Below are 19891 nucleotides of genomic sequence, written 5' to 3'. Positions count from 1 at the left end.
AGTCAGAGGGGTTAGGTCCGTCAGATCCGAAAGGCCTGAATTTTTTGTTCCAGATCTGCCGAGTGCCCCTTCATCGTATCCGCGGTCTCCGTCAGTTCGGTCACCACCACGACAGAAGCTTCAACCAGCTCTCTGACATTATTCAGGTTCTGATTCATTTCCTCGGCAACCGCACTCTGCTGTTCAGACGCAGATGCAATCTGGAAATTCATGTCATTGATCCGCTGAACCTGTTCGACAATCTTATCGAGTTCACCGCCGGCACTGGTCACCAGATCGACCCCTTCGGCCGCCTCAACCACACTTTGCTCCATCAGGCCGACCGCCTGTTTGGCGCTGTCCTGCAGCTGACCAATCATCTCCTGAATTTCCACCGTCGCTGTCTGGGTCCGCTGTGCCAGATTCCGGACTTCATCGGCCACGACCGCAAAGCCGCGTCCGGCATCACCGGCGCGGGCAGCTTCAATCGCCGCATTCAGTGCCAGCAGGTTCGTCTGTTCGGAAATGCCCTGAATGGTGACAATCACAGTGCCAATTTGCTCCACCCGGGTTTCAACCTGGCTGACGGCCTCGGCCGATGCCCGGATATCGGTCGACAGCTGATCAATCGTGGTAATGGTTTTCGCCACAAACTGCTGTCCCTGATTGGCCTGAGCGGCAGTACCTTCCGTGGCTCCTGAAGCTTCGCGGGCATTTTCTGCCACGGTCTGAACCGTAGAGGTCATCTCGCTCATAGCCGAGGCCAGTTGGTCTATTTCGTGGAATTCTTCCTGCGCTGATTCTTTGGTTTCCTGCATGCTGACAGACATCATATCGGCCAGTTCAGTCAGCTCTGTGGAAGCGGCGCGCTGATTCCGGATTACCTCACTGAGCTGAATCCGTGTCCGTTCCAGTTCACGGGCCAGATCGCCGTATTCATCCTGACAATCCATCACCACCGGCTGAGAAAAGTCCCGGTTTGCCATACGCTTGATTGCTTCGGCCAGATAACCGGTCTGGCGCAACATGAGGCTGGCAGCCCCCAGCAACAGCACCATGAAAGCCACAATCATTGCGGCGGTCTGCCAGGCAATCTGCACCATGTAAGCACTGTAATAACTGTCGGCTTCTGCACCGGACTGTGACGCAACGATCAGCCAGCGGGTCCCGGCCACCGGCACGGCATATTCAAAACGCTTGCCGTCCCCGAGTGTCAGCGCCTGTGCGGCAGTCAGCCGCGCCAGTTGCGCCCCCAGCGCCTGACCACTGTCTGTCTGCGCCGTTAAACCGTTGAGCTGCTTTGTGGCCGGATGTCCGTTCACCTGACCATTAGCGGTATTCACCAGATAGGTATAAGCACCGTCCTGCCCCTTTTGCGCTTCAATGACCGACACAGCCTGCTGCAGTCCCGCATCCCCCTGAGCGAATAAAACCGACAGCATCGCAGCCTGATTCAGCGCCTGCTCTCTGGCCTGCTCTTTCTGAATGTCGACAACCGACTGATAAAACGTCCGGGCATCCCACAACTGTTTCCCTATCAGTAAAACCGTACTGAACACCATGAGTAAAACCAGTTTGGGGACGAGTCTGATGTTGCTGATTCCCTTTTCCCAGGGCTTGAAAACCATTTCAACCATATTGGATGGATCTCCTTTGTCTTAGCCAGCGGTTCGATCCTCGAACGCTTGATGCCTGCCTGGCTGCAAGGAGCCAGTGTTATTTTTAGTGAAGACAGGCCTGAATCTGCTCAAAACAAACTTGCAATTCACTCGGCAACACCAGTAAATTCAACTTGCTAGCGGTACCGAATATCATAATATGCCTGCTATAAATAACTAAAATTGAATGATGAAAAAGATCGATGGCGTCAAACATGAACTGAATCCGATGAGCCTGGTTGCGCTCATCTTGTCTTTCGTGTCTCTTGCACTGGTCTCCAGTCTGTTTTTTATTCCGCGCAATGACAGGATATATACCCTGTTTGTCACCATAGATACCCTGATTTGTCTGTTTTTCTGGCTCCAGCTCACCGCCGATCTGGTGAGAAGCCAAAGTAAAAGCGACTATCTGAAAAAACACTGGCCCGATTTCCTTGCCAGTATTCCCATCATTGAGCCGTTACGCTTTATGCGGGTCATCCAGATTTTCAGGGTCCTCCGGCTGCTTCGATCCGGTCAGCAGATCCTGCAGCACATCATGGCTTATCGCCGGGAAGCCACCCTCGCAACTATTTTTCTGTTGCTCACTGTACTAGTTACCGTTGGTTCCTCTTTGATCCTCATCATTGAAAGCAAAGATCCGAACGCCAATATACTCAGTGCAGATGATGCCCTGTGGTGGGTGTTTGTGACGATTTCAACCGTGGGATACGGCGACCACTATCCGGTTACCACGCTGGGAAAACTGCTGGCCACCGTCATTATTACCTGTGGTGTCGGTTTATTTGGTATGGTCGCCGGTCTGATCAGCTCTTTCGTTTCAGAACCGGGAAAGCACGCACCGCCCAGACATCCGCATGATCAGGTTCACTGGGATAAAGTGTTACATAACCAGAAAGTCTTACTGGATCGCATCAGTTCGCTAGAAAGCAGGCTTGCCGAAGCCACAAGGCAGGCAGAACGCAGGCAACAAAAAACGCCTTCCCCTCTCACCGACACGAATCTGTCGGATGAAAAGACAAGGCGTTCGTCACCGGACACGGACTGAGCCGGGTCGGACAGGAAAAAAGATTAAGGCCAGTAAGGCTGCTGTGCCAGCCCGATTTGCCGGCTCTGATCCATGGCATGCAGCAGGGAGTCTTCCTTGCGGTGCAGCCATTTATCAATTTGCTTGCGGTCCTCTTCTTCCTCAAACTCAGGCTGCAGCACCCGAATCGGTTCAAGCTGACGCAAATCTTCCATCCCCTGAAGCACATCCAGCCACGGGCTTCGGAACACATCGCGACGTTCCGCATCATATAAAGATGCAAAACACAATCCACCAACCAGATTCCGAAGCAGACGGGGCTGTTGATCGAGATAGTCCGCCCGGCTGAGCGCCCGCTGGGCACCAAAGGCGTCGCCCAGCTCTTCCCAGGCTTTTGCCAAAGCTGAATCAGCAAACGCTTTTGCAGATGCCGCCAGCCGCTCTCTGGCCTTTTCATCCAGAAACGGCTGCCAGCCCCGGCTCAGCAGCCAGCTGCTGAGATTCAGAAGCAAATTACAGTACCGTGATGAGTGCAGCAGACGCAGGACATCATCGGGTTCAGGCAATTCTTCCTGCCGCTCTTTCAGCTGTTTCACCAAAGCTTTACGGGCATTGAGCTTTTTCAGGGCATGGCCTTTCTCGGCGAGCCAGCGATCCAGCGCTCCGGCTTCTTCCAGCCAGTCCAGCTCGCCTTCCAGCCAGCTCAGCTCCTGACGCAACTGCGCACTGGCACGACGGGGGATCATACTGCCGAACACCACCAAAGTCTGACGGATCAGCGAAATCGCCTGACTGATCTGAGTCAGTGCCGCCAGTTCCTGGCGCTCAACATAAATCTGTTCGTGGTAATGCCACTGTTCTAAGGCATGCTCCAGCGAAATCATCAGTGCCTGCTCAGCACTGGCATCCGCGTGAAGCGGGACGTAGGACAAAGGTTTCACCGCATCGCCGGCATAATCTGCCGCCAGACGGTAACCCCGGGCAGCTTTGCTCAGGTTACCCAGCCGGATTCCGCCGACATCACACAGCTCACGGGCCAGCGTGAACAATGCATCGGTCTGGCCGGATTTCAGCTCCAGCTCGACTTCACAAATCGGTTCACTGCGATCACCGGCGCGGACTTCGCCCTGATCAAAAGCCAGCTCGATCTGGCTGCCGTCCGGCATCGCGACCAGCCACTGCTGCCGCTCAAAGTCGGTCGAGAATAAAGGCGCGATCTGTTCAGAAATGGCGGCAATCTCGAAATGTGCCGGCCAGGCATCGGCAGGGTGTAAAGATAAGTCCGGCTGCGGGCCGTTCAGTTCAGCATTATACTCAGGCCGCTGGTGCAGTCCGGCAACAACACGTCCTGCTGTCTTGAGGGTCTGAATGTAGACATCATCAATCCGGCGAACCCGCAGGCCGATGTCATGCTGACGAAGAATTTGCTCAGGGGTATCGAAATAAATGTTACCCAGTCGCTTACTGCTTTGCTGCAAGATTTTGGCTTTGGCAATTTTTCGCAGTAGATGACTCGAAAATTCCGCTGAGACGAAAAACTTCAGTTCTATCTCGGTTTCCATAATTGTCCCTATAAACGGTAGCCAGCCAAGGATATTTGCTAATCTTGCCGGGAGCAAGCAGGAAATCTCCCCAAATAGCAGCACAAAATGTGTTTCCCTGTACTACGTTATACGTTACCATGCGCGCCACAGGGCCTGTTGACCTTTGGATTATTTGTTCTGTTCAGTGCTGAAATAAGCGCTAATCAAGGCACGAATCATGGAGTTTAGTGCGCTAAATAAATGATGAGTAACGCAGTGAAGCGCTTGTTCAGCTCAGAAAGAGCTGAGACAACTATTCCGCTTCATTCCGTGAATCAGGTTTATCCGGCAGCACCTCCTTTCAGCCTTAACCGACGCGACATCTGATCGCTTACGGAACGGGAGTCCAAACCTCAGCAGGCTCAGATTCATCGCTCAAGATTTCGCCTTTATCACAGGTATCTTTAGGTTGATCGGCTATGCCAGTAAATACAATCATGGGGCTCTTTGCTAAATCCCCAATCAAACCGTTGCAACGCCATATCACGCGTGTCAACGAATGTTGTGAATTGCTTGTTCCGTTTTTTGAAGCGTGCCACGCCAAGGAATGGGAAAAAGCCGGACAGTACCGTGAGCAAATCTCGCAGCTTGAAAAAGATGCGGACGTGCTGAAACGTGAAATCCGTCTCAAGCTCCCGCGCGGCCTCTTCATGCCAGTCGACCGGACTGACATGCTGGACCTGCTGACTCAGCAGGATAAACTCGCTAACCTCGCCAAGGATATCGCAGGGCGCGTCTACGGACGTCAGCTAGACATCCCTGAGAACCTTTACGCAAACTTTCTCGCCTATGTTCAACGCTGCCTTGATGCCGCCAATCAGGCCAGTCGCGTCATCCATGAACTGGATGAACTGCTGGAAACCGGTTTCAAAGGCCGTGAAGTCACGCTGGTTGCTGAAATGATTAACCAGCTTGATGTCATCGAAGACGATACCGACAGTATGCAGGTCACCCTGCGTCAGCAATTACGCAAGGTTGAAGACCAGTACAATCCTGTCGATGTCATGTTCATGTACAAGATCCTCGAATGGGTCGGCGGCATTGCCGATCAGGCTCAACGCGTCGGATCTCGTCTCGAAATTATGCTATCCCGCTCATAACGAGCAACGGTAATAAAAACAAGGTTTTACAATGGAAATCCTGGCTAATTATGGCACCGTGATTATCATGGTGGCGGCCCTTTTTGGCTTTCTTATGGCGATTGGTATTGGTGCCAATGACGTCGCAAACGCAATGGGAACCTCGGTTGGTTCCAAAGCGCTGACGGTCAAACAGGCGATTTTTATCGCGATGATCTTTGAGTTTGCCGGTGCCTACCTGGCAGGCGGCGAAGTCACAGACACAATCCGGAAAGGGGTGATTGAAACCTCTCACTATGCGGCCCAGCCTGAAATCCTGGTTTACGGGATGATGTCAGCGCTGCTGGCAGCCGGTTCATGGCTGCTGTTGGCGTCCTACATGGGCTGGCCGGTCTCGACCACTCACTCCATCATCGGTGCCATCATCGGTTTTGCGTGTGTGTCAGTCGGCACTGAAGCCGTTGACTGGGCTTCAGTCCAGGGCATCGTCGGCAGCTGGATCGTGACCCCGCTGATCTCGGGTATTTTCGCATACGTGATTTTCATCAGTGCCCAGCGTCTGATCTTTGATACCGATAATCCGCTGATCAACGCCAAGCGTTTTGTGCCTGTCTATATGTTCATTACCGCGATGGTGATCGCGCTGGTGACCATCAAGAAAGGTCTGAAGCACGTGGGTCTGCATCTGAGCACCACAGAAGCCTGGCTGGCGTCTGTTGCAGTCTCTCTGGTCGTTATGGCCTTTGGTTACCTGTACATCCGCCGTAACTATCAGGATGCAGAGCAATCTTCCGGCACCAATGGCTATGCGGGTGTAGAGCGTGTATTCAGCCTGCTGATGGTCGTGACGGCCTGTGCCATGGCCTTTGCGCACGGTTCAAACGACGTAGCAAACGCAATTGGCCCGCTGTCTGCGGTTGTTTCAACCGTTGAGCACATGGGTCAACTGTCTGAGAAAAGTGCCATTGCATGGTGGATCCTACCGCTGGGTGGTTTTGGTATCGTTGTCGGTCTGGCAACCCTGGGCCACAAAGTTATGGCTACCGTAGGTACCGGGATTACCGAACTGACGCCAAGCCGTGGTTTCGCTGCACAGCTGGCAACCGCTTCAACGGTTGTCCTGGCATCGGGCACCGGCCTGCCGATTTCAACCACCCAAACACTGGTGGGTGCAGTCCTGGGTGTTGGCTTTGCCCGTGGTATTGCTGCACTGAATCTGGGCGTGGTCCGTAATATCGTGGCCTCCTGGATCATCACCCTGCCTGCGGGTGCGCTGCTGTCAGTCATTTTCTTCTACGTAATGCAAGCGGCTTTTGGCTGATTTCAGTCAACCTTCGGTAAACTTTGCCAAAAAGTAGCACAAGGTCAAAAGAGGGAGGCAATGCCTCCCTCTTCGCTTGCGCCATTGGCGCAAAATTCTTAGTATCTGTGCTCCATCGATTAACCAAGCTCCTTCAAGGATCTCAGTGTGAAGCAACTTATCCGCTTAGTTTTTGCCGCTGTCACTGTGCTGATGACAGCGCAGGTACACGCTCAGCAGGTGCGTTATATCTCCGATGACTTGTTTACTTACATGCATCGCGGACCAAGCACGCAATATAAAATTTTAGGCAGCGTGAACTCCGGTACGAAAGTGACCGTGCTGGAAACAAACCGGGAAACTGGGTTTGTCAAAGTGACTGATGATCGCGGCCGTACCGGTTGGGTCAGCAGTGATTACATTTCCAATCAGGTTGGTTTGAAAGAGCGCTTACCGAAGCTCGAAAAAGAGCTGAGCGAAGTGAAAAAAGCGCTGGCGAACGCCAGAAAATCCAGCGATGAACGCAATGCAACCCTTCAGTCTTCACTGGAAAGCCGCAGTACGCAAATCTCCGAGCTGGAAGAACGCAATACCAAGCTGAATGAACAACTGTCTACCTCTCAGTCAGAAATCCGCGAACTACGCGCCAAACTGGATACTCAGGCAGATGACCTGCTGATGAAGTGGTTTACCTACGGCGGTATGGTTGCCGGTGGTGGTCTGCTGTTCGGCCTGATCCTGCCGCACCTGATCCCGCGTCGTAAAAAGCGCAATAACGGCTGGGCGTAATCCCCGACGGTTCCCCCGAATCAAAAAAGGCAGCCCCGGCTGCCTTTTTTCTGTCTGCGATAATGTGCCTGAGATGCGTTGTTTTCTATTTTAACCTGCCGGCCACTGCGACAGTGCTGCCATCTCAAATCGTGTATTCTCAAAGTTCAGTACCACCTTCCGGGACTCAATCCGCTCCAGCGTCACACCAGGGGCAATTTCATCCCCTTCATAGGCTTCACGGCCATTCACTTTGATCCAGCGGCTGTTGGCACTTGAAGAGTAGATATGCGTCTGCAGGTCAATGGCCGGCAAACGTTTCTGGACCTGTCGCGGCAGATCGGCGACGGTCATGACGTCTTCATCCGGCGCTGCAGAGACTTCCGGCTGAGCTGCGCGATTGGCAACGGCCCGTTCATCAATCAGCGATGGTTGCTTGTCTTCCTGATCCGTGGCCTCAATCGCCTGGTGCAGCCGACTGGCCAGCTCAGGAGACAGCCCGGAAAGATCCAGTTTATCCAGATCCCAGCTGTTTTGCTGACGGTCTGCAATATCACCTTCCGGCGAAACCTCGTGGACGACCGGCTCCGACGGCACCGGAGACGGACCAGTCGCCACTGTATATCCGGCTGACGTCAGATCCGGCAAAGATTCCGTGACCAGCCGGGGCATCGGCAGAAAAGTCACCGCATAGGTGCTGTCATCCGGTCCGGCATCAGTCCGGTATTGCTGATAGAGCGTCGGTCCAGGCAAGGCCAGTGCGGTATCCAGCACCATCAGGGTCATCGGCCCGGCAATCCCGTCCGGATACAGTCCCTGTGCGCGCTGGAAGCGACGAAGCTTATCCAGCACCCCCTGATCGAACTGACGGCTGGCCGTTCCCGGCTCGCCCAGCAGGCGATTGAGCTGCTGATCCAACCAGGCAACGCGTGTGCCCTGCTGCCCGTAACGAATACTGCTGCTTTCTCCCATCGGAGCCCGCCACATCAGGGTGTAATCCTGCTGCCAATGCGTCTGTAACCATTCGCGGCTGACCCGAATCCGCTCACCGCCCAGCATCAGCTCAGCTTCTCCCGGCCACAGTGCGTACAGCACAGCATAAAATGTCTCACCGTTCTCCCCGGTCAGAGGCAGAACGGCAGGACGGTTAATCAGGCCCAGTTGCGCCAGATCGCCTTTGTTTTGCTGACAGGTCAGCCCGATCCGCTGACTGCTGAGACAGTTGGCCTGATTCGGTGTCACCTCATACCCCCAGAGCCGGTAAAGCGTCTGCATTGCCTCTCTTTCGTCCGGCTGAAGTGCCACTAACTGCTGCCAGCGTTGTTCCAGAGCTGTCTGCGCAGCGGCCGCTTTTGCTTCGGCGGAGACGGGTTCAGACGAGCGCTTCACAGCAACTACTGCTGGCTCCTGCGGGGTGATTCCCAATTGCTCCCGAGCCAGCCACCCGCCGCCGAAGTAACCGGCAGCGACCAGCGAAGGCGCGAGGATCCCGGCAATGACCCAGCCCGGTTTCACCTTACCTGTTCTGCTGCCAGCGACAGGCTGCGGCACGGCCCAGCCCAGCGCCAGTTCACTGGCCTGTTTGATGTGTTCCGGCGTAATCTGATACCGGCTGTCCCGGCAGGCCATCTGCATGGCCTTATCACACACCAGATTGATCTGGCGGGGGATCCCATGACAGACCTTCGCAACGGCTTTCAGCGCCGGAGGGGTAAATACCGGATGGGCACAGCCAACCTGATCCAGCCGGAACCGGACATACGCAGCAACCTCAGTTTCGGTCAGCGGCAACAGGTGATAGCGGGAGGTAATCCGCTGGGCAAGTTGCCGCAGCCCCGGCTGCTGCAGTAATTGTTGCAGTTCCGGCTGCCCCACCAGCACCACCTTGAGTAACTTACGCTGATCTGTTTCGAGATTGGTCAGCAACCGTAACTGCTCCAGCACATCCGGCAGCAGGTGTTGCGCCTCATCAATCAGCAGCAGTGTATGCTTTCCGGCCGAGTCGTTGGCTTTAAGATGATCATAAAGGCGGTCGGTTAATATCTTGTAGCTGTCTTCAGGCGATGCGGGCAGCCCCAGCTCATCACAGATACTTTCGAGCAGTTCATGGGCCGACAAGGCCGGATTGAGCACCACGGCAACCTGGGTATCATCGCCCAGCTTTGAGAGCAGCGCGCGCAGGACCGTGGTTTTACCCGTGCCGACTTCGCCGGTCAGCAGGCCAAACCCGCCGCCGTCGGCCAGTCCGGCCAGCAGATGATTGAGCGCTTCACGATGGCGGTCACTGAGATAGAGAAACCGTGCACTGGGCACGATAGAAAACGGGGCTTCTGTCAGGCCAAAAAATGCCGTGTACATGTCTTCGTCCGGGATGAAGTAAAATAACTGAGATACATTAGCGTTCGTGACACCGATTGTATACCCTTCGGGGGCAAGACTGACAAAAGACTAGGAGAGAAAAGTGGAGATTTATCTGGTTGGTGGTGCTGTACGGGACAAGCTGTTAGGCCTGCCCGTCAAAGACAAAGACTGGGTTGTTGTCGGCACCACCCCGCAGCAAATGCTGGATCAGGGTTTCAGCCAGGTAGGTAGTGACTTTCCCGTCTTTCTGCACCCGAAAACCAAAGAAGAATATGCGCTGGCCCGTACCGAGCGAAAAGCAGGCAGAGGCTACACCGGCTTTACATGCTATGCCGCGCCGGATGTCACGCTGGAACAGGATCTGATGCGTCGGGATCTGACGATCAATGCCATCGCCGAAGCGGAAGACGGATCGCTGATCGATCCTTATCAGGGTCAGCATGATCTGGAAAAACGCCAGCTCCGCCATGTTTCTCCGGCATTTGTGGAAGACCCGCTGCGGGTACTGCGGGTCGCCCGCTTTGCTGCCCGGTTTGCGCCGCAGGGCTTTACCGTGGCTCCGGAAACCCTGTCCCTGATGCAAGAAATGGTGGTTGAAGGAGAGCTGGAAGCCCTGACCCCGGAACGGGTCTGGCAGGAATGGGAACGTGCGCTGTCGACGGAACGTCCGAACATCTTCCTGACCGTGCTTCGCCAGTGTGGTGCGCTGGGTGTGGTGATGCCGGAAATTGATGCCCTCTTCGGCGTGCCGCAGCCTGCCAAATGGCATCCGGAAATAGATACCGGCATTCATACCCTGATGGTGTCTTATCAGGCAGCTTTGCTGAGTAAGGACCCGGTGATCCGGTTCTGCGCTCAGGTCCATGACCTCGGTAAAGCCCTCTCTCCGGTGGCTGAGCTGCCGAGCCATAAACTGCACTGTCAGCTCGGGCTGGATGTGATCCGCAGTCTGTGCCAGCGACTGAGAATCCCGAATCATTACCGCGATGCGGCGTTAATGGTGTGTGCCCAGCACACCAAAGTCCACAATGCGAATGCGCTGCGCCCTGCCACCTTCATTAAGATTTTTGACCAGATTGACGCGTGGCGAAAACCAGAGCGGGTGGAACAGCTGGCGCTGTGCTGCCGGGCTGATGTGCGCGGCCGGACAGGCTTTGAGGATGATCCTTATCCGCAGGCCGATGTATTACTGACAGTATTTGCAGCCGCACAGGCAGTCGAAGTCAAACCAATCGTTGCTGCGGGTTACAAGGGTGCCGAGATTAAAGAGCAGCTGGCCGCACGTCGCTGCGAAGCCGCAGCTCTGGTGCTGGGACGATAGACAACCCAGGCAGACGGTTCTGTGAGGTTGCAAGACTTCGAAACGTGCCTCTTCGCATTCAGCCGCACATAAAAAAGCCGGACGAAAAGTCCGGCTTCATTTCATTCAAACCACATCTCGATTACTGCTGGCTCATCAGGAAGGCAATCAATCCGGCCCCCAGCAGCAGACGGTAAATGACGAATGGGAACATGCCCAAACGCGTGACCAGCTTCAGAAAGACGTGAATACAGGCATAGGCGCTGACAAACGAGACGGCCAAACCAATCCCCAGTCCGCCGAAATCAACCGGCACCGGACTCTCCGCCAGTTTCGTGCCCAGATAAGTGCCCGCCAGGACAATAATCGGAATAGACATTAAAAATGAAAATCGTGCCGCCGCTTCACGGGTGAATCCCAGATACAGGGCTGCAGTCATAGTGGCACCAGAACGGGACGTACCCGGGATCATCGCGGCAGCCTGCGCCAGACCAATATAAAGTGAGCGCTTCGGATCGGCCGCATATTCATCGATATTCTGTGGTGCCCGACGATCCACCCACCACAGCAGCAGACCAAACACGATGGTCGTCACCGCAATCACCCACGCAGAGCGCAGGTAGTGTTCGATGATATCCGCCATAAAGAAACCAAAAACACAGGCAGGAATGGTTGCCAGCACAATCATCCAGGCCAGAGTGGCTTCCCGGCAGCACTTCCGGGTGAAAATGGAGTTCACCCAAGCCGACAGCAATGAAACCACTTCTTTGCGGAAGTAGAGCACCACGGCAGCCAGTGTGCCAACATGTACCGCAACATCGAATGCCAGTCCCTGATCGGCCCAGCCAAAGACCTGAGATGGCAAAATCAGGTGCGCCGAACTGGAGATGGGCAAAAACTCCGTCAGTCCCTGGATCAATGCCAACATGAATGCTTCAAAATGACTCATTGCTTTCCTTTACTTTTTGCGGTCTGCCGACCTTGTTATTTAAATTCACCAACAGATTGACCGCAGGATTCTGCGTCGGTTCCTGCGGATCCGGCAAATTCAGGTCAAATTTCCATGACGACCGGTCTGAGCACCTGCGGCTGATCAAAAGCCTGCCACAACTCTGCCACGGTTCTGCCATCTCCCGGTACAACCTGCTGCGGGCAAAGCTCCATCAGCGGCTGTAACACGAAAGCAAACTTATAAATATCATCACGAGGTAAGACGGGCGACTGCGCACGGATCAGATCACCGTAAAGCAGCAGATCCAAATCCAGCGTCCGGCTCTGGTTTTTTTTCGCATCCGGCTGACGGCCGTACTGCAGCTCCAGCGTTTTCAATTGTGTTTGCAGGGCAGACGGCGAGAGCTCGGTGTTAAATGCCACCACACAATTGAAAAAATTCGGTCCTTCAAAACCAACCGGCTCCGCTTCATAAATGCGCGACACACGAAATCCGGTTCCCAGTTGTCTGAGCTCAGACACTGCTGCACGCACAGAGCGCTCCCGGTCGATATTACTGCCGATACTGATGTAAACCTCAGTCACGGCATCCCCGTTGAATTACCACACCGACGCCACGGGCATTCGGTACCGCACCCGGTTTGGTCACTCTGACCTGAATCCATTGCACCTGGAATTGTGTCATGATCAAGCTGGCAACTTCTTCTGCGACTCGCTCGACCAGCAGAAAACGTCCCTGCTCTACAAACTCGGTGACGACCTGGCTGACGGCAGCATAATCCAGAGCCAGGGCAACATCATCAGCCCGGGCGGCTGGCTGATTGTCATGGGCCATTTCCAGATCCAACACCAGTTTCTGCTTAATTTCCTGTTCCCAATCGTACACGCCAATTGAGGCGATCACGTCAAGATGTTCGATAAATACTGAATCCATGTTCCATCGCTAAATTATTTAGGGATAATTTACCCCAGAGGTCGGATACCCAATGTGAGCAAAAGTGCGTATTATCGGGACTGAACTGTCACTTTTGATGACTGAATGCGGGTTTCCCGTCGCAATCATGCAGCGGGCCCCTGCAAGTGGAGGCACTATACCACAGCTGTCAGGAAGAATGTCATCAGACGTGGTATGAGGTGAACCCCCAATTTATCCGAACGACGATGCCGTCACGAATCAACAGGAGCCGCTATGACGCCACTGGTGTTGCTGATCATCATTGCCGCTTATCTGCTGGGCTCGATCTCCAGTGCGGTGCTGATCTGCCGCCTGTTCCGCCTGCCGGATCCGCGCGACAGCGGTTCAGGCAACCCGGGAGCCACCAACGTGCTTCGTCTTGGCGGCCGGGGCGCCGCTGCGCTAGTGTTGGTATGCGATATCCTCAAAGGGATGCTGCCGGTGTGGCTCAGCTACTTTTTAGGAATCAATCCGTTTTTGCTGGGCGTCATCGGTATCGCGGCCTGTCTGGGGCATATCTACCCTATTTTCTTCCATTTCCGGGGCGGTAAAGGCGTGGCCACTGCACTGGGGGCACTGGCACCGATTGGCTGGGATCTCAGCGGTATGCTGATTGCGACCTGGGTGATTGTGGCACTCATCGGCGGCTATTCATCACTGGCATCTATGATTACAGCACTGCTGGCCCCCATGTTTACCTGGTGGGTCAAGCCTCAGTACACCATGCCGGTAGCCATGCTGTCCTGCCTGATTATTCTCCGTCACCACGAGAATGTCCGCCGCCTGCTCGACGGCAAAGAATATAAGATCTGGCATAAATTTAACCGCCAGCCGAAATCCTGAGTTCTTCTGGCGGTTCATCGGAGTTCACGGCCCCGGTTGGTACCGTGAAAGGGATCAGCGCAATGGCTTGAGGGTATCAATCGGCCAGCGCGGATGGGCTTTCACGCCGAGGTCCATGATTTCCTGATTTTTCAGACGCTGCATGCCCGCATATGCAATCATGGCGCCGTTATCCGTACAGAACTCAGTCCGCGGATAGAACACTTCCCCGCCCAGACTTTCCATCAGTTTCGCCAGTTCGGAACGCAGGTGCCTGTTGGCACTGACGCCCCCGGCAATCACCAGACGCTTAAAGCCGGTTTCTTTGAGAGCACGCTTACATTTAATCGCCAGCGTATCCACCACCGCTTCCTGGAAAGCACAGGCAATATCCGCCCGGGTCTGTTCATCATCGTCATTGGCGCGAATGGTATTCGCCGCAAAGGTCTTCAGACCGGAAAAACTGAAATCCATCCCCGGACGATCCGTCATCGGACGCGGAAACGTAAAACGACCCGACGTGCCCTGATCGGCCAGTTTCGACAGCAGCGGTCCGCCCGGATAATCCAGTCCCATCAGTTTGGCCGTTTTATCAAAGGCTTCACCGGCCGCATCGTCAATCGACTCGCCCAGAATGCGGTATTCACCGATGCCCTTCACTTCCACCATCATGGTGTGGCCGCCGGACACCAGCAACGCGACAAACGGAAATTCCGGCGGATTATCTTCAAGCATCGGCGCCAGCAGGTGGCCTTCCATATGATGGACCGCCACAGCCGGCAGGTTCCAGGCATAGGCCAGACTGCGGCCAATCGTTGCACCAACCAGCAATGCGCCCACCAGACCCGGTCCGGCAGTATAAGCCACACCGTCGAGGTCGGCCGGTGTCAGACCGGCATCCGCCAGTGCCTGTTTTACCAGCGGAATAGTCTTTTTGACATGGTCCCTTGAGGCCAGCTCAGGCACGACACCACCATAGTCGGCGTGCAGCTTGACTTGGCTGTACAACTCATGAGCCAGCAGGCCTTTCTCATCATCGTAAATCGCCACGCCTGTCTCATCACAGGACGTTTCGATGCCCAGGATACGCATATCAACCTCTATACTTATATATACTTACTAACGAAAGCCGTTAGCCGGTGCGGAACGTCGGAGGGGCATGTTACCGCTGTTGACAGAATTTCACCAGTTCTGGCTTGCAGAATACTTTACAAATGGCCCCGGATCAGATTAGAATTTCGCACCATTTTTAATCAGCTGATAATTTAGATCATCAGCGTTAACCGAATCACTCTGAGGTGAGTATTACATGCCAGTAGTCAAAGTACGTGAAAACGAACCGTTCGACGTAGCTCTACGTCGTTTCAAGCGCTCTTGCGAAAAAGCAGGTATCCTTTCTGAAGTTCGTCGTCGTGAGCACTTCGAAAAGCCAACAACTGTACGTAAGCGCGCTAAAGCAGCGGCAGTTAAGCGTCACCTGAAAAAATTGGCTCGCGAAAACGCACGTCGCGTTCGTCTGTACTAATTTACAGAGAACAAGGACAGCGTAATGGCCCTGATCGAAAGTATTAAGAACGAACAGAAAGCCGCCATGAAGGCAAAGGATAAAGCCCGCCTGGGTGCTATCCGTCTGGTTCTGGCTGCTATCAAACAACGTGAAGTCGACGAGAAGATCACTCTGACCGACGACGACATCGTGGCAGTACTGACGAAAATGGTAAAACAGCGTCGTGACTCTGTAGCTCAGTATGAGGCTGCAGGCCGTCAGGATCTGGCCGATGTCGAGCTTGCTGAAATTACCGTGCTTGAGGAATTTATGCCTCAGCCACTGAGCGACGACGAAGTTGCCGCTCTGCTGGATGAAGCAATTGCCAGCACTGGTGCCAGCACGATGCAAGACATGGGTAAACTGATGGCTGTGCTCAAACCACAGCTTCAGGGTCGTGCCGATATGGGGAAAGTTAGCCAACTGGTGAAAGCCAAACTCGGTTAATACTGCCCCAGCTCTACAGCAAGCCGTGCTATCCTCCAAGGAACGCGCGGCTTGTTTGTATCTCTCCCGGACAAATTTCAGGTAACACTCATTGTATGGCAGGCAAAATCCCCCGTTCGTTTATTGACGATCTCATCGCACGACATGACATTGTGGATGTCATTGATGCGCGGGTGAAACTCAAGAAACAGGGGAAGAACTACGGCGCCTGTTGTCCGTTCCATAATGAGAAAACCCCTTCTTTTTCTGTCAGCCCGGACAAACAGTTCTATTATTGCTTCGGCTGTGGTGCCAAAGGCAACGTCCTCGATTTCGTGATGGAGTTTGACCGCCTCGATTTTGTTGAAGCGGTGGAAGATCTGGCGTCTCAGCTTGGCCTTGAAGTGCCCCGTGAACAGGGCAGCGGCCAGAGCCCGGCGAAACGACAGGAAAAACAAAGTCTTTATGACCTGATGGGTCAGGTCGCCCAATATTATCAGTCCCAGCTTCGACAGCATGAAGCACAGGTTGCAATTGACTACCTGAAAGGGCGTGGCCTGTCGGGCGAAATCGTCAAGCAGTTTGGCATTGGCTATATCCCGGATCAGTGGGATCTGGTGCGCCAGCGCTTCGGCCGGACCGAGCAGGCTCAGAAAGATCTGGTCAGTGCCGGTATGCTGATTGAAAACGATCAGGGCCGACGTTATGACCGCTTCCGTGGCCGGATTATGTTTCCGATCCACGACCGCCGCGGCCGAGTCATTGGTTTTGGCGGCCGGGTTCTGGGTGACGGGACACCCAAATATCTGAACTCGCCGGAAACACCGATTTTCCACAAAGGACGCGAGCTCTATGGTCTGTATCAGGTGATGCAGACCTACCGGGAACCTGAGCGAATTTTAGTCGTCGAAGGTTACATGGATGTGGTCGCACTGGCGCAGTACGGCGTCGACTATGCGGTTGCCTCTCTGGGCACCTCAACCACCGGCGATCATATGCAGAATTTGTTCCGGCAAACCGGTACCGTGGTCTGTTGTTATGACGGTGACCGTGCCGGACGGGATGCCGCCTGGCGGGCGATGGAGCAGGCACTGCCCTATCTCTCCGACGGCCGCCAACTGAAATTTATGTTCCTGCCCGATGGCGAAGACCCGGACAGTTATGTTCGCCAGTACGGGAAAGAAGCATTTGAGCAGCAAATCAGTGAAGCGATGACGCTGTCTGATTTCCTGTTCTCAACACTGTTGCAGCAGGTCGATACCAGCAGCCGGGAAGGCAAAGCCAAGCTAAGTACGCTGGCTGTGCCCCTGATTGACAAGGTCCCGGGCGGTACCCTGCGGCTATACTTAAGGAAAGTTCTGGGTCAAAGACTCGGTCTTCCGGATGAGGAGCAGCTCAGGCAACTCATCAGCGAACACGGCGACAACAAACCGGTTCGCATCGCGCAACCTGCAATCAAGCGTACCCCGATGCGGGTGGCGATTGCCCTGTTGCTGCAGAACCCAGGCTTTGCTTCTGAGCTGGAGCTGAACACCGGGGACTTTGTCGGCATTGAACTGGCCGGCCTAAAATTATTGCTGACAATAGTTGATAAATGTCGACTTCGTCCCAATATCACAACTGGACAGTTACTTGAAGATTGGCGAGAAACGGAACAAGAACAGCTGATGGCGCGGCTCGCCACCTGGGATATTCCTCTCGGCAACGACGAAAGCAGTTTACATACTGTATTTTTTGACGCGATGGATAAAGTTATCGATCAGTGCGTCACCCAACAAATTGAGAAGTTGCAGGCTAAATCGAACACCGTCGGCTTATCAGTCGAAGAGAAGCGGGAGCTCCAGCTATTGCTGTTGAATCGCCCCGACTAAAAAGTAGTCAACAATTCTGACATTTGTTATAATTACTGGTTTGCATTTCTGCATTCTTTTTTCTCACTCAGACCCTAAGTTGGATATCGTCTATGGAGCAAAATCCGCAGTCACAGCTAAAGTTGCTTGTTGCCAAGGGCAAAGAGCAAGGCTATCTGACCTATGCCGAAGTTAATGACCACCTGCCAGAAGACATTGTTGACTCTGATCAGGTTGAAGACATTATTCAGATGATCAACGACATGGGTATTAAGGTGGTGGAAACCGCCCCTGATGCCGATGAACTCATGATGACTGAAGATAATGCCGACGAAGACGCCATTGAAGCGGCGGCTCAGGCACTATCGAGCGTAGAAAGTGAAATTGGCCGTACCACCGACCCGGTTCGCATGTATATGCGCGAAATGGGTACGGTTGAGCTGCTGACCCGCGAAGGCGAAATCGACATCGCCAAGCGTATCGAAGATGGTATCAATCAGGTTCAGTGTTCTGTTGCTGAGTACCCGTCTGCCATCTCGCACCTGCTGGAGCAGTTTGACAAGGTCGAAGCAGAAGAACTGCGTCTGACTGATATCATTTCAGGCTTCGTGGACCCTAACGAAGAAGAGACGACTGCACCGACAGCAACGCACATCGGTTCTGAGCTCAGCGAATCAGATCTGGAAGACGAAGACAAAGATCTGGAAGACGATGACGACGATAGCTCCGCCGATGAAGATGACGGCAGCATCGATCCGGAAGTTGCACGCGAGAAGTTCAAAGAGCTGCGTGTGTCTTATGAAAAAATGGCCATTGCGATCAACAAAAATGGCCGTCATCATGCAGATACCGAAGTCGCCATTGAAGAACTGTCCGAAGTCTTCAAACAGTTCCGTCTGATCCCGAAACAGTTTGACCGCCTGGTCAGCTCACTGCGTGATTCCATGGATAAAGTGCGCACCAATGAGCGCCTGATCATGCGTATGTGTGTCGACAACAGCAAGATGCCGAAGAAAACCTTCGTTCAGCTGTTCAGCGGTAATGAATCTTCTTCTGCGTGGATTGATGAAGCACTGAACTCCGGCAAGCCTTATGCTGAGCGTCTGAAGAACTATGAAGAAGATCTTCGTCGTGCGACCACCAAACTGCGCATGCTGGAAGACGAAACCGGCCTGTCCATTGAGCGAATCAAAGACATCAGCCGTCGTATGTCGATTGGTGAAGCCAAGGCCCGTCGCGCCAAGAAAGAAATGGTTGAGGCGAACCTGCGTCTGGTCATTTCGATTGCCAAGAAATACACCAACCGCGGCCTGCAGTTCCTGGATCTGATTCAGGAAGGGAACATCGGTCTGATGAAAGCGGTCGACAAGTTCGAATACCGCCGTGGTTACAAGTTCTCGACGTATGCGACCTGGTGGATCCGTCAGGCCATCACCCGTTCGATTGCTGACCAGGCGCGGACCATCCGTATCCCGGTTCACATGATCGAAACCATCAACAAACTGAACCGTATCTCTCGTCAGATGCTGCAGGAGATGGGCCGTGAACCACTGCCGGAAGAACTGGCTGAACGCATGCAGATGCCGGAAGACAAGATCCGCAAAGTGCTGAAGATTGCCAAAGAGCCAATCTCAATGGAAACGCCAATCGGTGATGATGAAGATTCACATCTGGGCGACTTCATTGAAGATACCACACTGCAGCTGCCGATGGATTCAGCCACCGCAACTAACCTGCGTGCGGCAACCAACGAAGTGCTGGCTGGCCTGACGCCTCGTGAAGCCAAGGTACTGCGGATGCGTTTTGGTATCGACATGAACACGGACCACACACTGGAAGAAGTCGGCAAGCAGTTCGACGTTACCCGTGAGCGTATCCGTCAGATTGAAGCCAAAGCTCTGCGTAAACTGCGCCACCCAAGCCGTTCCGACGTGCTGCGTAGCTTCCTCGACGAGTAAGCAGATTAGTTTCTACGCCAGACGTTGAAACCGAAAAATAAAACGACAAAGCGGGCCATTTCAGCCCGCTTTTACTTTGCTTGCAACACAGCGTGACCTGCCTCACATCCCTTGCCGCACAAGGGCTGAGCGATGATTTAACTGCCTAAGAAACAAACAAAACCTCCCTCAGGTCCGGTGGACTTTACTCTACCCTTCCCATATAATCACCTGCACATTTGGCCCCTTAGCTCAGTGGTTAGAGCAGGCGACTCATAATCGCTTGGTCGACAGTTCAAGTCTGTCAGGGGCCACCAGATTCTTGATAAGGCTTATGGAGAAATCCGTA

17 protein-coding genes and 1 tRNA gene are annotated in these 19891 nt (G+C 53.9%); 11 read left to right on the top strand and 7 right to left on the bottom strand.

Features of this window, described 5'->3' with window-relative positions; translation table 11 throughout:
• Window positions 1-20: 20 nt before the first annotated feature.
• A complete protein-coding gene (locus tag ACYP03_RS08050; protein WP_459779188.1) occupies window positions 21-1616 on the bottom strand; it encodes a methyl-accepting chemotaxis protein in 1596 nt (531 codons plus the stop codon).
• Between the two features lie 211 nt (window positions 1617-1827).
• Between ACYP03_RS08050 and ACYP03_RS08045 the strand changes: the two genes are divergently transcribed.
• Window positions 1828-2685, top strand: a complete 858-nt coding sequence (locus ACYP03_RS08045; RefSeq protein WP_459779187.1) for a potassium channel family protein — start codon at window positions 1828-1830, stop codon at window positions 2683-2685.
• A 23-nt stretch (window positions 2686-2708) separates the two neighbouring features.
• On the opposite strand, the gene ACYP03_RS08040 is transcribed toward ACYP03_RS08045, so the two are convergent.
• The gene (locus tag ACYP03_RS08040; RefSeq protein ID WP_459779186.1) at window positions 2709-4226 is read right to left on the bottom strand and encodes a CYTH and CHAD domain-containing protein; all 1518 of its coding nucleotides are present in this window, start codon (window positions 4224-4226) and stop codon (window positions 2709-2711) included.
• 440 nt (window positions 4227-4666) lie between these two features.
• Between ACYP03_RS08040 and ACYP03_RS08035 the strand changes: the two genes are divergently transcribed.
• From ACYP03_RS08035 to ACYP03_RS08025, 3 genes are all read left to right on the top strand, one after another.
• Window positions 4667-5347 (top strand): TIGR00153 family protein, encoded by a 681-nt coding sequence (locus ACYP03_RS08035; protein WP_248141487.1) that lies wholly within the window; start codon window positions 4667-4669, stop codon window positions 5345-5347.
• Between the two features lie 31 nt (window positions 5348-5378).
• Window positions 5379-6647 (top strand): inorganic phosphate transporter, encoded by a 1269-nt coding sequence (locus tag ACYP03_RS08030; RefSeq protein WP_248141488.1) that lies wholly within the window; start codon window positions 5379-5381, stop codon window positions 6645-6647.
• Window positions 6648-6794: 147 nt separating this feature from the next.
• Complete coding sequence (locus ACYP03_RS08025; protein ID WP_371929351.1) at window positions 6795-7415, top strand: TIGR04211 family SH3 domain-containing protein; 621 nt, start codon at window positions 6795-6797, stop codon at window positions 7413-7415.
• A 90-nt stretch (window positions 7416-7505) separates the two neighbouring features.
• Here ACYP03_RS08025 and ACYP03_RS08020 read toward each other — a convergent pair whose 3' ends face one another.
• Window positions 7506-9752 carry an AAA family ATPase gene (locus ACYP03_RS08020; protein WP_459779185.1) on the bottom strand — a complete coding sequence of 749 codons (2247 nt, stop codon included), beginning with the start codon at window positions 9750-9752 and terminating at the stop codon, window positions 7506-7508.
• A gap of 103 nt (window positions 9753-9855) precedes the next feature.
• Between ACYP03_RS08020 and ACYP03_RS08015 the strand changes: the two genes are divergently transcribed.
• Entirely contained in the window at window positions 9856-11076 is a 1221-nt protein-coding gene (locus tag ACYP03_RS08015) for a multifunctional CCA addition/repair protein (protein WP_459779184.1), read from the top strand.
• 121 nt (window positions 11077-11197) lie between these two features.
• On the opposite strand, the gene ACYP03_RS08010 is transcribed toward ACYP03_RS08015, so the two are convergent.
• From ACYP03_RS08010 to folB, 3 genes are all read right to left on the bottom strand, one after another.
• Complete coding sequence (locus tag ACYP03_RS08010; RefSeq protein WP_248141491.1) at window positions 11198-12004, bottom strand: undecaprenyl-diphosphate phosphatase; 807 nt, start codon at window positions 12002-12004, stop codon at window positions 11198-11200.
• A 104-nt stretch (window positions 12005-12108) separates the two neighbouring features.
• Window positions 12109-12591 (bottom strand): 2-amino-4-hydroxy-6-hydroxymethyldihydropteridine diphosphokinase, encoded by a 483-nt coding sequence (gene folK, locus ACYP03_RS08005; RefSeq protein ID WP_248141492.1) that lies wholly within the window; start codon window positions 12589-12591, stop codon window positions 12109-12111.
• A complete protein-coding gene (folB, locus tag ACYP03_RS08000; protein ID WP_459779183.1) occupies window positions 12584-12940 on the bottom strand; it encodes a dihydroneopterin aldolase in 357 nt (118 codons plus the stop codon). The genes folK and folB overlap by 8 nt, the downstream gene beginning before the upstream one ends.
• Window positions 12941-13195: 255 nt before the next feature.
• Between folB and plsY the strand changes: the two genes are divergently transcribed.
• Window positions 13196-13804: a glycerol-3-phosphate 1-O-acyltransferase PlsY gene (gene plsY / locus ACYP03_RS07995; protein WP_459779182.1), complete on the top strand. Its 609-nt coding sequence runs from the start codon at window positions 13196-13198 to the stop codon at window positions 13802-13804.
• A gap of 54 nt (window positions 13805-13858) precedes the next feature.
• Here plsY and tsaD read toward each other — a convergent pair whose 3' ends face one another.
• On the bottom strand, window positions 13859-14875 hold the full coding sequence (gene tsaD / locus ACYP03_RS07990; protein ID WP_459779181.1) for a tRNA (adenosine(37)-N6)-threonylcarbamoyltransferase complex transferase subunit TsaD: 1017 nt from the start codon (window positions 14873-14875) through the stop codon (window positions 13859-13861).
• Between the two features lie 217 nt (window positions 14876-15092).
• Between tsaD and rpsU the strand changes: the two genes are divergently transcribed.
• From rpsU to ACYP03_RS07965, 5 genes are all read left to right on the top strand, one after another.
• A complete protein-coding gene (gene rpsU / locus ACYP03_RS07985) occupies window positions 15093-15308 on the top strand; it encodes a 30S ribosomal protein S21 (RefSeq protein WP_002537656.1) in 216 nt (71 codons plus the stop codon).
• A gap of 24 nt (window positions 15309-15332) precedes the next feature.
• A complete protein-coding gene (locus ACYP03_RS07980) occupies window positions 15333-15776 on the top strand; it encodes a GatB/YqeY domain-containing protein (protein WP_248141496.1) in 444 nt (147 codons plus the stop codon).
• 95 nt (window positions 15777-15871) lie between these two features.
• Window positions 15872-17626, top strand: coding sequence for a DNA primase (gene dnaG, locus ACYP03_RS07975; protein ID WP_330960439.1), 1755 nt, complete (start codon window positions 15872-15874; stop codon window positions 17624-17626).
• A gap of 92 nt (window positions 17627-17718) precedes the next feature.
• Window positions 17719-19563: an RNA polymerase sigma factor RpoD gene (gene rpoD / locus ACYP03_RS07970; RefSeq protein WP_248141498.1), complete on the top strand. Its 1845-nt coding sequence runs from the start codon at window positions 17719-17721 to the stop codon at window positions 19561-19563.
• A gap of 220 nt (window positions 19564-19783) precedes the next feature.
• A tRNA-Ile gene (locus ACYP03_RS07965) sits at window positions 19784-19859 on the top strand.
• The last annotated feature ends 32 nt before the right edge of the window (window positions 19860-19891 follow it).

Source organism: Photobacterium sp. R1 (genome assembly GCF_054600795.1).
The sequence above is the reverse complement of the archived record's forward strand: the minus strand, read 5'-3'. Positions and strand labels throughout refer to the sequence as shown.